15 protein-coding genes are annotated in these 13545 nt (G+C 60.1%); 7 read left to right on the top strand and 8 right to left on the bottom strand.

Going from position 1 to position 13545, the window contains the following annotated elements:
* Positions 1 to 132: 132 nt before the first annotated feature.
* The 7 genes from GSF27_RS04765 to GSF27_RS04735 all read right to left on the bottom strand — a co-directional run bounded on the left by GSF27_RS04765 (position 133) and on the right by GSF27_RS04735 (position 4472).
* Positions 133 to 546, bottom strand: a complete 414-nt coding sequence (locus GSF27_RS04765; protein WP_160966218.1) for a CBS domain-containing protein — start codon at positions 544 to 546, stop codon at positions 133 to 135.
* Between the two features lie 123 nt (positions 547 to 669).
* Entirely contained in the window at positions 670 to 1068 is a 399-nt protein-coding gene (locus tag GSF27_RS04760; RefSeq protein ID WP_160966216.1) for a rhodanese-like domain-containing protein, read from the bottom strand.
* 54 nt (positions 1069 to 1122) lie between these two features.
* The gene (locus GSF27_RS04755) at positions 1123 to 1899 is read right to left on the bottom strand and encodes a pyridoxine 5'-phosphate synthase (RefSeq protein WP_160966214.1); all 777 of its coding nucleotides are present in this window, start codon (positions 1897 to 1899) and stop codon (positions 1123 to 1125) included.
* Between the two features lie 105 nt (positions 1900 to 2004).
* Positions 2005 to 2604, bottom strand: a complete 600-nt coding sequence (locus GSF27_RS04750) for a peptidylprolyl isomerase (RefSeq protein WP_160966212.1) — start codon at positions 2602 to 2604, stop codon at positions 2005 to 2007.
* Positions 2605 to 2610: 6 nt separating this feature from the next.
* Entirely contained in the window at positions 2611 to 3291 is a 681-nt protein-coding gene (locus tag GSF27_RS04745; RefSeq protein ID WP_160966210.1) for a TIGR04211 family SH3 domain-containing protein, read from the bottom strand.
* A 127-nt stretch (positions 3292 to 3418) separates the two neighbouring features.
* Positions 3419 to 3718, bottom strand: coding sequence for a YciI family protein (locus GSF27_RS04740; protein WP_160966208.1), 300 nt, complete (start codon positions 3716 to 3718; stop codon positions 3419 to 3421).
* 52 nt (positions 3719 to 3770) lie between these two features.
* Positions 3771 to 4472, bottom strand: coding sequence for a VC0807 family protein (locus GSF27_RS04735; protein WP_160966206.1), 702 nt, complete (start codon positions 4470 to 4472; stop codon positions 3771 to 3773).
* A 198-nt stretch (positions 4473 to 4670) separates the two neighbouring features.
* Here GSF27_RS04735 and GSF27_RS04730 point away from each other — a divergent pair, with 198 nt between their 5' ends.
* The 5 genes from GSF27_RS04730 (at position 4671) to rluB (ending at position 9356) form a co-directional block, all read left to right on the top strand.
* Positions 4671 to 5495, top strand: a complete 825-nt coding sequence (locus GSF27_RS04730) for a PHP domain-containing protein (protein ID WP_160966204.1) — start codon at positions 4671 to 4673, stop codon at positions 5493 to 5495.
* A 168-nt stretch (positions 5496 to 5663) separates the two neighbouring features.
* Positions 5664 to 6284: an L-threonylcarbamoyladenylate synthase gene (locus tag GSF27_RS04725; RefSeq protein WP_160966202.1), complete on the top strand. Its 621-nt coding sequence runs from the start codon at positions 5664 to 5666 to the stop codon at positions 6282 to 6284.
* Positions 6285 to 6518: 234 nt separating this feature from the next.
* Positions 6519 to 7487: a ScpA family protein gene (locus GSF27_RS04720; RefSeq protein ID WP_370462560.1), complete on the top strand. Its 969-nt coding sequence runs from the start codon at positions 6519 to 6521 to the stop codon at positions 7485 to 7487.
* An 83-nt stretch (positions 7488 to 7570) separates the two neighbouring features.
* Complete coding sequence (scpB, locus tag GSF27_RS04715; protein WP_160966200.1) at positions 7571 to 8416, top strand: SMC-Scp complex subunit ScpB; 846 nt, start codon at positions 7571 to 7573, stop codon at positions 8414 to 8416.
* Positions 8417 to 8483: 67 nt separating this feature from the next.
* On the top strand, positions 8484 to 9356 hold the full coding sequence (gene rluB / locus GSF27_RS04710; RefSeq protein ID WP_160966198.1) for a 23S rRNA pseudouridine(2605) synthase RluB: 873 nt from the start codon (positions 8484 to 8486) through the stop codon (positions 9354 to 9356).
* 153 nt (positions 9357 to 9509) lie between these two features.
* Here the strand turns inward: rluB and tal are convergent, their stop codons facing one another.
* The gene (gene tal, locus GSF27_RS04705; protein WP_160966196.1) at positions 9510 to 10442 is read right to left on the bottom strand and encodes a transaldolase; all 933 of its coding nucleotides are present in this window, start codon (positions 10440 to 10442) and stop codon (positions 9510 to 9512) included.
* Positions 10443 to 10640: 198 nt separating this feature from the next.
* On the opposite strand from tal, the gene GSF27_RS04700 reads away from it, so the two are divergent.
* Entirely contained in the window at positions 10641 to 10964 is a 324-nt protein-coding gene (locus GSF27_RS04700) for a DUF4156 domain-containing protein (RefSeq protein WP_160966194.1), read from the top strand.
* A gap of 3 nt (positions 10965 to 10967) precedes the next feature.
* Positions 10968 to 13472, top strand: a complete 2505-nt coding sequence (locus tag GSF27_RS04695) for a DNA polymerase II (RefSeq protein ID WP_160966192.1) — start codon at positions 10968 to 10970, stop codon at positions 13470 to 13472.
* The last annotated feature ends 73 nt before the right edge of the window (positions 13473 to 13545 follow it).

Here is a 13545-nt window from a genome sequence, read left to right as displayed (position 1 = left end):
AAGGACGGCAAATGCCGGCGTGGGGCGCGAGTATACCACCGCTGGTGCTGCAACCGGGTGTGTTGCCGTGAGGAGGGCAAGCTGAGGCCCGGATTCCGTCAGGAGCCGGGCCCGGGTCGTTACGGGATTGGCTTACTTATGCTTGAAGCAGGCGTTGCTGCGATCCATCAGCGCCGCCAGAACCATGGAGCGGCTGATAACGCCGATCAACTTGCCGTCCTGAATCACCGGGTAGTTCTTGTGGTGATGGCGCAGCATGCTCTGGGCGACTTCCACCACGCTGGCCTCGGGGTCAAAGCTGACCACGGCTGTCTGCATGACGGACGCCACCGGTGCGGATTCGTCACAGTACATGGCGTCATTAAGCAGCTCCTTGATGCAGTCCTGCTCGGAGACATAACCCACCAACCGCTTGTGGTCATCAACCACCGGTACCCCCAGTACCCGCGCCCGTAACATGGCGTCCACCGCTGTGCGAACGCTGACATCAGCGTGAACGGCGTAATGTTCGGGGCTCATATAGTCCTTTACCAGAATGGAGTGCATGCAGGATTCTCCTTAGCGTGCCTGATTGGTTTTATTGCAGGCTATCGCACTCAGTATAGGCGTACATGGATGCAGATCAATCAGGTTGGGGGAGCGGCAATATACCGGCGCCCACAGGGCGGGTCAGTTGCGCTGCCGCTCCTCTGTAGGCAGGCCCGCGGCTTTCCATGCCTTGAAACCCCCATCGAAATGACAGACGTTGGTCATCCCCATGTCCAGCAGGGTGGCGGTAGCCAGGCTGGAGCGCCAGGCGGACTGGCAGTAGAGGACAAAGGTTTTCGGCTCGGCGAACACGGGTTTGAAGTAGGGGCTGTCGGGGTCCACCCAGAACTCCAGCATACCGCGGGGGGCGTGCAGTGCAGAGGGAATCAGGCCTTCGCGCTCCAGTTCCCGGACATCGCGAATATCCACAAATACCGTCTCCGGATCCTGCAAGCGGGCAGCCGCCTGCTCCAGCGTGAGGGTGGTAATGCGGGCACGGGCTTCGGCGATCAGCTGCTGGCAACCTTTGGTGACGGGCATGCTCTGCTCCTGTGCTTTCCTGTTGCAGGGGGGAGGGGCTGGCGCGCGACCTGTTCAGCGGTTCTCGTGATGGCAGATGCGGCGGTAGCGGTTAACGGCTTCACCCATGCCCATGGCAATGGCGTCGACGGTCAGGGCGTGGCCGATAGAGACTTCGAGGATTCCGGGAATCTCAAGGAAGCGTGCCAGGTTGTCCAGATTGAGATCGTGGCCGGCGTTTACACCCAGCCCCACCTCTGCGGCGGCCAGTGTTGCTTCATGGTAACTGCGGAACAGTGTGTCCAGGTTGTCGCTCTGCTCTTTATGGGCGAGGGCGTAGGGGCCGGTATAGAGTTCGACACGATCTGCGCCGACGCCTTTGGCAAGGCGTATCTGGGCGGGATCCGGGTCCATAAACAGGCTGACGCGGCACCCCAGTTCATGCAGCTCGTCAATAATGGGGCGCAGCTTGTCGCCACTCTGGGTGAGGTCGAATCCGTGGTCGGAGGTAAGCTGGTCGTCGCTGTCCGGGACCAGGGTGCACTGATCCGGGCGGGTCTGTCGCACCAGTTCCATAAAGCCGGGGTAGCTGCCCTGCGCCGGGGCAAAAGGGTTGCCCTCAATGTTGAACTCGATGACGGGCATTGATGCGGTCAGCGCCGCCAGATCGTAAACATCGCCGGGGCGGATGTGGCGCTGGTCGGGACGCGGATGCACGGTGATGCCGTCAGCACCGGCGGCAAGGCAGATCTCCGCGTGTGCAGTCACACTCGGGTAATTACCTTCGCGGGAATTGCGCAGCAGGGCAATTTTATTGAGGTTGACGCTGAGGCTGGTGCGGGTGGGGTTCATGGCTGCGCTCTTATTGCTGGTTCAGTGTGTATAGCACAGGGTGGGACGACTGGATGTATATGGGAGCACGAAGGGCCGGTCGCCGTTCCTCGATTCAGGCTATTGTCACTCGATGGTTACTTTCAGAATGCGTACCGGTGTGTCCGGAGCCTCGGCGCGGAACCTGCCGGTGGGCTCCATGCTGATCAGGTCAATCACATCCATGCCTTCAACCACTTCACCAAACACGGTGTAACCCGGCTGCTTTTTGACAGGGTTGAGATTGCTGTTATTGCCGAGGTTGACGTAAAACTGCGAGGTGGCGCTGTCCGGGTCGCGCATGCGGGCCATGGCCACGGTGCCACGACGGTTAAGCAGACCGTTGTTCGATTCGTTAACAACCGGATCGCGGGTCTCCTTGCGCACAAAATCATAGGTCATCCCGCCACCCTGTACCACAAAGCCGGGAATCACCCGGTGGAAAATGGTGAGGTCGTAGAAACCGTCGCGGGCGTACTGCAAAAAGTTGGCAACGGTGGCCGGTGCCTTGTCGGGATACAGCTGCAGTACCACCGTGCCCAGGTCAGTTTCCAGGGTCACCCGGGACGGGGCCACACCGGTCTGCTCTGCCTGTGTGGTAACCGCGCAGAAGACACTACCGAGCAGGAGTGTTGCCAGCAGCCATTGCCGGCAACAGGCTTGCAGGATACTCACTGTAGTTCGCATGGCTGTTTATGCCCACTCGGAGAAGCGTTTGCGGCGACGCAGGAGTGGAGCGACGATCGCTATGATTACGCCCAAAAGTACTGCCAGGGCGCCATAGAGGAAGAAGGTGTTGCGGTCTTCCTTGCGCAGTCGTTCGTTGTCCGCCTTGAGAACATCCATTTCGGTTTGCATGATCTGGTGATCTTTCATCAGCTGCTGGTGACGCTTGTTAAGGCTCAGGGCATCGGCGGAAACGCGACGGATATTATCCAGTTCGGTGGTCAGCTTCTGGTTCTCTGCTGTGACGGATTGCAGCTGATCGTGCAGGTCGGCGCGGGTACTGTCGGTGTTGCGCAGTTCGTTTCTCAGCTCGTTGTATTTGTTCTGCAGGTCCTGCAGCTTTTTGCTGGTGGCTTCCAGCTGGATCGCGGCGGTGGGGCGGTCCATGATGTACTGGATGGGAATAAAGCCCACCTGGCCCTTGGCATTTTCTACTTCGACCCAGCCGGCTTCCTTGTCTTCGGAGATAAACTTCAGACGCGTGCCGGTACGTACGGCGGAGTCGATGATACGGTATTGGTTACCCTTGCCGCTGCGCATGGGAACATAGAGAGTGTCGGAAACCCAGCGGTATTCCTGTGCCTGTACAGCGGTGGTGAATGACAGGGCAGTGGCGAGCAGTGCGGTGATGGCGATGAAATGTCTCACGGCAAATCTTCCGTTCAGGGGTTGCGAAAAAAACAGCGTAAAGCTACTGAAAAATAACGGTAAAGGCACGATCCGTTGTGTGTAATTGTGCGCTCGGTCCGTTTGCTGTATCAGCCGGCATTGCGGCTCAGGGCAGCACCTTCTTGAACGGCTTCACCACCACGTGGGCGTAGACGCCGCCGGTCAGGTACGGGTCTGTATCAGCCCACGCCTGAGCCTCTTCCAGTGAACCGAATTCGGCTACCACCAGACTGCCGGTGAAGCCGGCTTCACCGGGGTCCTCACTGTCAATGGCAGGGTGAGGTCCGGCCAGTAACAGACGTCCTTCCGAGTGCAAGGCTTCCAGCCGGGCCAGGTGCGCAGGACGGATCTTCTTGCGCAGGGGCAGGCTGTTGGCGACGTCTTCACTGATGATGGCGTAAAACATGAAATCTCCGGATAGGGTCAGGTGCGGCCCGGGTTGGCGGGCCGCTGTGTGGTTATTGTTGAATCAGGATGTCATCAAGGGTCAGGTGAGTGAGGTGCTTGATGCGACTGAAGAGGTACATCAACGCGCCCATCATGACCAGCATGGCCGGAACGGCAATGACAGGAAAACTGAGGGCCGTCATCTTGCCCAGCTCGGCGTTAAAAGCCTCTGTGCCCGGTGGGCTGACCAGCAGGTATCTGGCGAGGCCGTAGTTGAGCACTGATGACAGGAAGAAGGAGGCTGCCACCAGGTAGTTGGCGTTGCGCAGGGCTGACTCGAAGGCGATTTCGGTCTGGTGCTGTTCGAGCGCGGTGCGCACCTTGTCAACCTGCAGGATCTTGTCGTTGTAGAGAAAGGTGCGGATCAGGGGGAAGCGGGTCTTGAGGGAGAGCAGGGTCGCCAGGCCAAAAACGGCAGGAACACCGGCTTCCTTATAAGCAATGTACTTGGGATCCAGCTCCAGCAGGCTCATGCCTCCGGTCATCACCACACTGAAAACGCCCAGCGCCGAGAATAGGTTTACCTTGCGGGTGTGGCGGAAATCGTTGAGGCCATAGAGAACCGGGAAGGCCAGGGCTACCACAACGGCCCATTTGGTGCCGAGCCAGGCATCGCCGCTGAGTTTGGTGAGGATGAGCGTAGGGATAACCACGTTCAGCAACAGGTTCAGCAGCAGGCTCTCGCGTTTGGGTTCGGTGGGCGCTTGTGTCATAGTAGTCCTTTGTAGGTTCGGCCTTGCGCGAAGCCTATTCTAACCGCTCAGGGCCATTTGGCCAGCAACAGAGCGGTACCGGTTGGCGATTGCAGGCGCGTTTTGACTCTGCGTCTGGCATAAGGTTCATTGTTGCAGTCTGTATTGGTACACAGGGGGTGTGTCAGCGGCGCGCAGTTCCCCATTCAGAGGTATCACTTGTACGATTTACACTGTCACAGCACCTGTTCCGATGGTCAGTTGAGTCCGGCCGACCTGGTGCGCCGGGCGCGGGAACGCAATGTTACGGTTCTTGCCCTCACCGATCACGACACCCTTAACGGTCTTCCTGAAGCTGCCGCTACTGCAGAAGAGGTGGGTATCCGGCTGGTACCCGGTATCGAGTTCTCCTGCCGCTGGGAGGGGCGCGGGGTGCATGTGGTTGGCCTTAATTTCGACCCGCAGCACCCGCAGTTGCTGCAGGCCGTCGAACAGCAGGAGATAACCCGCTGGGAGCGGGCGCAGCTGATCGGAGAAAAGCTGGCCAAGCTGGGCATTGAGGGTTCGTTTGAGGGAGCCTGCCGGTTGGCGGGGGAGGGTGGCATGGTCGGTCGCCCCCACTTTGCCCAGTATCTGGTGGAACAGGGGCTGGTGGCGGATATCGACGGCGCTTTCAAGCGCTATCTGGGCACCGGCAAGCCCGGTGACGTGAAACAGAGCTGGCCCGTAATGGAAGAGGCGATTGGCTGGATTCGCGCCGCGGGCGGCCTGGCGGTGCTGGCCCATCCGGACAAGTACAAGGTCACCCGCACCCGCCTGCGGGCGATGGTGGAAGAGTTCCGCGACGTAGGTGGCGAGGGTATCGAAGTGGTGAGCGGTAACCAGAACGCCAATGTTACCCGCGATATGCAGCAGTTGGCGGCACGCTACGAACTGCTGGCCTCCTGCGGCAGCGATTTTCATTTCCCGGGCCAGAGTTGGCAGGACCTCGGTGTCATGCCGCCGCTGCCGGAGAGTTGCACCCCCGTATGGGAGCGCTTTTGACGGTGGAGCTTGTAACCTCGCGGGTGAGCAGGTAATGTCGCGCGCCAAAAGGGCGCTGCCAGCAAGGTACAAGGTGTCAGGCCGCTGCCGGCAGGGGTTTCAGGACGCTGCCAGCAGGGCGCAAACAACCAGCGCCGGATAGAAGAACAACAGCTCAGGGGGCCCCGAGTGGCACAATTCTTTCAGATTCACCCGGAAAATCCGCAGGCCCGATTGATCAAGCAGGCGGTAGAGATCATCCGCAAGGGCGGGCTGGTGGCCTATCCCACTGATTGTGCCTATGCCCTTGGCTGTCATATCGGTGACAAGATGGCCCTGGATCGCATCCGGGCCATCCGCCAGTTGGACAAGCACCACAACTTCACCCTGATGTGCCGTGATCTCTCCGAGCTGGCCACCTTTGCCAAGGTGGACAACCAGATCTTTCGCGCCATCAAGAATCACACCCCGGGGCCTTTCACCTTTATCCTCGAGGCCACCTCCGAGGTGCCCAAGCGCCTGATGCACCCCAAGCGCAAGACCATCGGCATGCGCGTGCCGGCCAGCCCTATCGCGCAGGCACTGCTGGAGGAGCTGGGTGAACCGCTGATGACCAGTTCGCTGTTGATGCCAGGCGATGAATTCCCCCTCACAGACCCCTATGACATTCGTGACACCCTCGAGCATCAGCTGGAATTGGTGATCGATGGCGGTTTCTGCGGTATGGAGGCCACCAGCGTGGTGGATATGACCGGCGAGACCCCGGAAGTACTGCGCCGTGGCTGTGGGGATGTCAGCGACTTCGAATAAGGCCGTCGCCCTGTCAGAGCTGTCATGACGGCAGCTTAATGTCTATAATGCCGAGCTTCTTCTGTCGTATTGGCAGGGGGGCGCGATAACGCCGAACCCACGGGGGACGGCGGGTTGAAAACAGCGCCCCGGGGACGGTTGCCGTGATGGTTTCTGGACTGGCAGCCAGCCGGTCATCGACCGTTACAAGACCGATAATAGGGGCGTTATGACATCAGGCAAAAAGGGCAAACTGTGACCACTGAGCTGGACCTCGAAAAGATGGATGAGGCCGCGGCAGACGCCGTGGAGCAGCAACCTGAGCCTCTGACGGTTACAGAGGGTGCACAGGCAGGCGCAGACGAGGCTCCGCAGGCCGACGACGAATCGCATCCGTCCCGCCCGGAACAGGCCGAAATGCCCTTCGCACTGGTGAACGGCAAGGCCTTTACCCAGCTCCCCAAAGATCTGTATATCCCACCGGATGCCCTGGAAGTGATTCTGGAGGCCTTCGAAGGTCCGCTGGACCTGCTGCTCTACCTGATTCGTCGCCAGAACCTCGATATTCTCGAGATCAACGTAGCGGAAATCACCCATCAATACGTCGCCTACGTGGAGATGATGGAGGCGATGCAGTTTGAACTGGCGGCTGAGTACCTGGTGATGGCGGCCATGCTGGCCGAGATCAAGTCGCGCATGCTGCTGCCCCGTTCCCAGGAAGCGGACGAGGAAGAGGATGATCCGCGAGCCAACCTGATTCGTCGCCTGCAGGAGTACGAGCGCTTCAAGCAGGCCGCTGAGGACCTGGATGAGGTTCCCCGGCTGGGCCGTGACCTGCACCAAGCGTCTGCACAGGCACCGGACAGGGCCTTGACCCGCCCGGATCCGGATGTCGACATGAAAGAGATCCTGCTGGCCCTGGCGGAAGTGCTGCGGCGGGCGGATATGTTCGAGAGCCATCACGTTGAACGGGAGCGACTCTCCACCCGTGAGCGCATGACCCAGGTACTGGATCGCCTCAGTGGTCGCCAGTTTGTGCCGTTTGTGGCGCTGTTCCGGGTGGAAGAGGGGCGTCTCGGGGTGGTGGTGACCTTCCTGGCGGTGATGGAACTGATCAAGGAGCAGCTGGTGGAGATTATCCAGACGGATCACTTTGCCGCGATTCACGTCAAGGCCCGCAGCCAGTCATTCGAGCCGCAGGAAGAGTTTGATTCGGTAGAGTGATGGAGCGCCAGCTGCCATCGGGAACCGGCAGGCGGAACCCACAGAGCCAACAATAATTAAGCCAGGATATTGAGTGAGTCCCAATGAGTTTTGAACCCCAGCTGTTACGCCAGATCATTGAGGCCGCCCTGCTGGCCGCAGGACAGCCGCTGAGCGTCGATAAACTGCTGTCGCTGTTTGAGGGTGAGGATGAAACCCGCGAAGCGCCTGAGCGGGAGCAGATTCGTGCGGCACTGGAAGAGCTGCAGGCCGAGTGTGCCGGGCGTGGCTTTGAACTGAAAGAGGTGGCCAGCGGTTGGCGCCTGCAGGTGCGCAACGAGATGGCACCCTGGGTCAATCGCCTGTGGGAAGAGAAACCGCAGAAATACTCCCGCGCCTTGCTGGAAACCCTGGCGCTGATTGCCTACCGTCAGCCGATTACCCGGGGCGATATTGAAGAGATTCGCGGTGTGGCGGTGAGCTCGCACATCATCAAGACGCTCTCCGAGCGTGAGTGGATCAAGGTGGTTGGCCATCGTGATGTGCCCGGGCGTCCATCGCTCTATGCCACGACACGGCACTTCCTGGACTACTTTAACCTGAAGAGCCTGGAAGACCTGCCGTCGCTGAGCGAGCTGCAGGATATTGACCAGCTCAACGCCGAGCTGGACCTGGGTGGTGGTGAGGGCGCGCCCGCAGCCGATTCCGAAGGCGCGGAGGCAGATGCCGACGCCACGGTGCCGGAGACTGACGAGGCCGTCATCGTTGTCGAAGACGCTGCAGCAGAAGTCAGCGAGACCGACGAAGAACACAGCAGCTTTGCCGATGATGGCATGAGCGAAGAGGAGCTGGAGGAGCCGGCCGCACCGATCCCGGTGTTTGCCGACGAGGACGAAGACGACGAAGATGATCGTTTTCGCCAGCCATCCGGCCCCTCTGTATTTGATTAATACTGCCACCCTGCGCGGTGGTATCCCCTGGTTCACACTGAGCCGGGGGTGACGTTGTAAGAGAGCTATGCAAAAAGACGAAAAGTTACAGAAGGTGTTGGCCCGCGAAGGGGTGGGTTCGCGCCGCGAGATGGAGCGCGCTATTGCCGCGGGACGTGTGCACGTCAACGGTCAGGTGGCGCAGCTGGGCGATCGCGTTACGGTGACCGACAAGGTTACGGTGGACGGCCGTCGCATTCGTCTGCAGGAGCCCAACAAAACCGAGTTGCGGGTCATCCTCTACAACAAGCCGGAAGGGGAGATCTGTTCCCGCTCTGACCCGGAAGGACGCCGTACCGTGTATGAAAGCCTGCCGGAGCTGAAGAGCGAACGCTGGATTTCTGTCGGCCGCCTCGACTACAACACCAGCGGCCTGTTGCTGTTCACCAATGACGGTGAACTGGCCAACAAGCTGATGCACCCATCCTCCATGATTGACCGCGAATACCTGGTGCGTATCCAGGGTGACGTGGACAACGATATGAAGCAGCGTTTGCGCGATGGTGTGCTGCTGGAGGATGGCATGGCCAAGTTTACCGATATCGTCGATGGTTCCGGTGAGGGCTCCAACCGCTGGTTCTACTGTGTAGTGATGGAAGGTCGTAATCGCGAAGTGCGACGCCTGTGGGAGTCGCAGGGTGTCAAGGTGAGTCGCCTGAAGCGGGTACGCTACGGCAATATCTTTATTCCGTCCCACGTGCGGGTGGGGCAGTGGATCGAACTCAATCACAAGGAGATCTCTGATCTCTGCCAGACCGCCGGTGTTAAACCACCACGTCCCAGCCCCACCTCGCGGCAGAAGGATGTGGAGCGGGATCGCCAGGTGAAGCGCCTCAAGGCCAAGGGGCCACGGGCGGGCAATCCGCGGCCACGCACGCGGCGGCCTTCCTCTTCGGAGTGACCTGCCGTTGGTTCAGGCCATCCGGGATACCAGAAGAACCATCCGGGATACCAAACAAAAAAGGACGCAATTGCGTCCTTTTTTGTTTGGCCGGGCTGCCATCTGGCTTGCTACGGCAGCTGATGGCGCGGTTGGCCTGGCGTGCCTGTCGGGTTACAGGTCGCGCAACAGGTTCTCCAGTTTCACCTGGTCGGCGATAAAGTTACGGATACCTTCCGCCAGTTTCTCGGTGGCCATGGCGTCTTCGTTCATGGCAAGGCGGAAGCCGGGCTCATCATAGCTGATCCGGCTCTGGGGCTCGCCACTGTTATCGCTGCTGAGGCGGCGTTGCAGTTCGCCCTGGTCATCGGCCAGTTCGGCCAGCAGCTGCGGGCTGATGGTGAGGCGGTCACAACCGGCCAGGCCTTCGATTTCATCGGTATTGCGGAAGCTGGCGCCCATCACAATGGTGTTGTAGCCGTGCTGCTTGTAGTAGTTGTAGATACGGGTCACCGACTCCACACCGGGATCGCGGTCAGCGGCGAAGCTGAGTTGCGGTTGGTTGGCCTTGTACCAATCGAGAATCCGGCCCACAAAGGGCGAGATCAGGGTGGCACCGGCGTCGGCACAGGCTACTGCCTGGGCGAAGCTGAACAGCAGCGTGAGGTTACAGTTGATGCCTTCCTGTTCCAGTACCCGTGCGGCATTGATGCCCTCCCAGGTAGAGGCGATCTTGATCAGGATGCGGGAGCGATCAATGCCGCGGCTGGCGTAGAGCTCAATCAGCTGGCGCGCCTTGTTGATGGTGGCCTGGGTGTCGAAAGAGAGGCGCGCATCCACCTCGGTGGAGACGCGACCGGGAACCAGTTTGACGATCTCCGCACCAATGGCCACAGCGAGGTGATCACAGGCTGCCACAGGGTCACCGCCAGCGGTTTCCAGGGATTCGTGCAGCAGGTGGGCATAGGCTGGCAGTTGTGCAGCCTTGAGCAGCAGGGAGGGGTTGGTGGTGGCATCCAGTGGTTGAAAACGGGCGATGGCTTCGATATCGCCAGTGTCGGCAACAACATCGGTAATGGCTTTTAACTGCTCCAGCTTACTGCTCATGGGTACATCCTGCTGCGTTCTGTAAGGGATACTATTTCCCGGATCTTATTGGTATGAGGTTGTCGCACAATCGTCCTCCTTTTTCAATGGTGGACTGCGTCGCACTAATGCCATCCCACCTCTGTATCCATGGAGTTCCTCAGGTAAAATGGCGCCTTTTTTATCCTACAGCAATTGCGTCAAAACAGGAGTGGAAGTATGTCAGTAGTTCGTCGGGCGATGGTCGCCGCTTCACTGATCGCCGGAGTTACCGCCGGTTGTACCTGGGTGCAGCCGCACGCCGGTTCCGATAGCATCCGCGTTTCCAATGCGGCGGATGTGCGTCGTTGCGAACAGATCGGCAGTACCACAGCACAGACCGCGGACAGTCTTGCCATCTTCAATCGCCGCAATGCCAAGGTGGCTGAAGAACTGGTTGCCCTGGGCCGTAACGAAGCGCTTAAAATGGGTGGCAATACTATCGTTGCCGCCAGCCCCATCCGGGAGGGTGAGCAGACCTTCAACGTCTATCGGTGCCCCTGATTTTTGCCTGAACCCGGTTTTATCCTCAGCCGCCACTGGGATGATGTGCCCATCCGCAGTGGCCCCGGCAAACTGCGCCAGCTGCAGCTGAGTTATTGGGTACACACCCGGACCGGTCCCCTGCAGGTGGTGATCGACGAGCAGACTGCGGTCTGCTTTCTGCCGGCGGCGCAATTGCCGCAGGCGCAAACCATCCTGGAACGGCACCTGGGGCGTTCCGTCCACCATCCGGCCATTACCCCGGTATGGGAAGCCCGACCGGTGGAGCTGCGGGACTTTTCCCGGCAGCCGGTGGTGGCGCTCTACTTTCGCGAGCAGCGTACCCTCTACCGGGCCCGGGACCTGCTGGGCAAACAGGGACTGACGCCGCTGGAAGCCGATATCTCCCCGGCAGACCGCTACCTGATGGAGCGGTTTATTACCGGACCAGTGGCGGTGGACGGCAGTGCGGCAACCGAAACCGCCGGTGACGGCTACAGACGCCTGCGCAACCCGCGCCTGCAACCGGCGTCCTATGCGCCACACTTCTCATTGCTGTCGCTGGATATCGAGACCTCCATGGAGGGGGATCACCTCTATTCCATCGGCCTGCTGCTTACCCATAGTCACAGCGATGAGCGCGAAGCACTGGTACTGATGATCGGTGAGGGGGACGCGCCAGCTGATCAGCCTTACCTGCAATTTGTGACCGATGAGCAGCAGCTGATGGAGCAGTTCCTTCAATGGTTCCAAGAGCGCAACCCGGACATCATCATCGGCTGGAATGTGGTCAACTTCGACCTGCGTTTCCTGCAACGCAAGGCCGACAGCCTCCGATTGCGGCTGGCCCTGGGGCGCGACGGCAGCAACCTGGAGTGGCGCCAGTCGCGGGAAGATGACAACCACTATACGGTGATCTGTCCCGGACGCCTGATCATGGATGGCATCGATACACTGCGTTCCGCCACCTGGAACTTCGAGAGCTTTGCGCTGGATGCGGTGGCCCATGAGCTGCTTGGGCGGGGCAAGTTGAGCGAGGATGTGGATCACCGCGGCGAGACCATCACTGAACAATTCCTGGACGACAAGCCGGCACTGGCGGCCTATAACCTGGAAGATTGCCAGCTGGTGTGGGATATCTTCTGTCACACCAGACTGCTGGACTTTGCCATTGAGCGGGGACGCCTGACCGGACTGGCACTGGATCGCTTTGGCGGCTCGGTGGCGGCGTTTGATCACCGCTATCTGCCCAGGTTGCACCGCCGTGGCTATGTAGCTCCCATGCTGCAGGAGAACCCCGAAGGGGTGGGCAGCCCGGGCGGCTATGTGATGGACTCCATCCCCGGGCTCTACGAAAACGTACTGGTGCTGGATTTTAAATCCCTGTACCCGAGCATCATGCGCACCTTCAAAATCGATCCGCTGGCGCGGGTGGCAGGCGAGGCCCGGCTGCAGGTGCTGGGCGTCACCGATGAGCCGCGCCGGGACAGGCTGGAGACGGACAACCCCGACCGCGAGCAGTTGGTGGCAGGCTTTAACGGAGCCGTGTTTGCCAAGCAGGAGGCGCTGTTACCGGACATTATCGGTGAGCTGTGGGCGGCGCGGGACCAGGCCAAGGCGCATGGCAACGGGGCCATGTCCCAGGCCATCAAGATCATCATGAACTCCTTCTACGGTGTGCTGGGTACGCCCGGTTGCCGTTTCTTCGACTACCGCCTGCCCAGCTCCATTACGCTGCGGGGGCACCAGATCCTGACCCGCTCCCGCCAACTGATTGAGGCGCAGGGGCACCAGGTCATATATGGCGATACCGATTCGGTGTTTGTGCGCGCCAGTGTGGAAGAGGGCGGTGATATGCAGCAGGTGGGGCGGGAGCTGGCCCTCTACCTGAACCAGTGGTGGCGCGAACACCTGGATGAGCACTACCAGCTGCAGAGCTACCTGGAGATCGAATTCGAGACCCACTACCGCAAGTTTGTCATGCCCACCATTCGCGGTGCCGAGACCGGCAGCAAGAAGCGCTACGCGGGACTGGTGGCGACTGCGGATGGCGACAAGCTGGTGTTCAAGGGACTGGAAGCCGTGCGCACCGACTGGACACAGAAGGCGCGGGAATTCCAACGGGAACTCTACCGCCGGGTATTTGCCGGTGAGGCGTTCGAGGACTATATCCAGCAGACCCTGGAAGAGATTCGCAGCGGTGCCTGTGACCAGCAGCTGGTCTACCGCAAACGCATTCGCCGGCCGCTGGCGGAATACCAGCGCAACGTGCCGCCCCATGTACAGGCCGCCCGCAAGGCGGATGAGTGGCTGCAGGCGACGGGCAGGCCGCCCCGCTATGAGCGCGGCGGCTGGATTCGCTACCTGCTGACGGTCAAGGGGCCGGAACCGCTGGAGCACGCTCCTTCGGCACTGGATTACGACACCTATATCGAACGCCAGATTGCGCCCCTGGCCAATGGCATCCTGCACTTCCTGGATACCTCGTTCGAGGCTATAACCGCGCGCCAGTTCGGGTTATTCGGTTAACGCACCAGTTTGCGGATGTGTTAACAAACTCAAGCACGACGGTAACCGATCTTGCTATCATGCGCGCCGTTAA

The organism is Pseudomaricurvus sp. HS19 (assembly GCF_009857815.1).
Taxonomy (GTDB): domain Bacteria; phylum Pseudomonadota; class Gammaproteobacteria; order Pseudomonadales; family Cellvibrionaceae; genus Pseudomaricurvus.
This window is presented reverse-complemented; position numbering and strand designations above follow the sequence as displayed.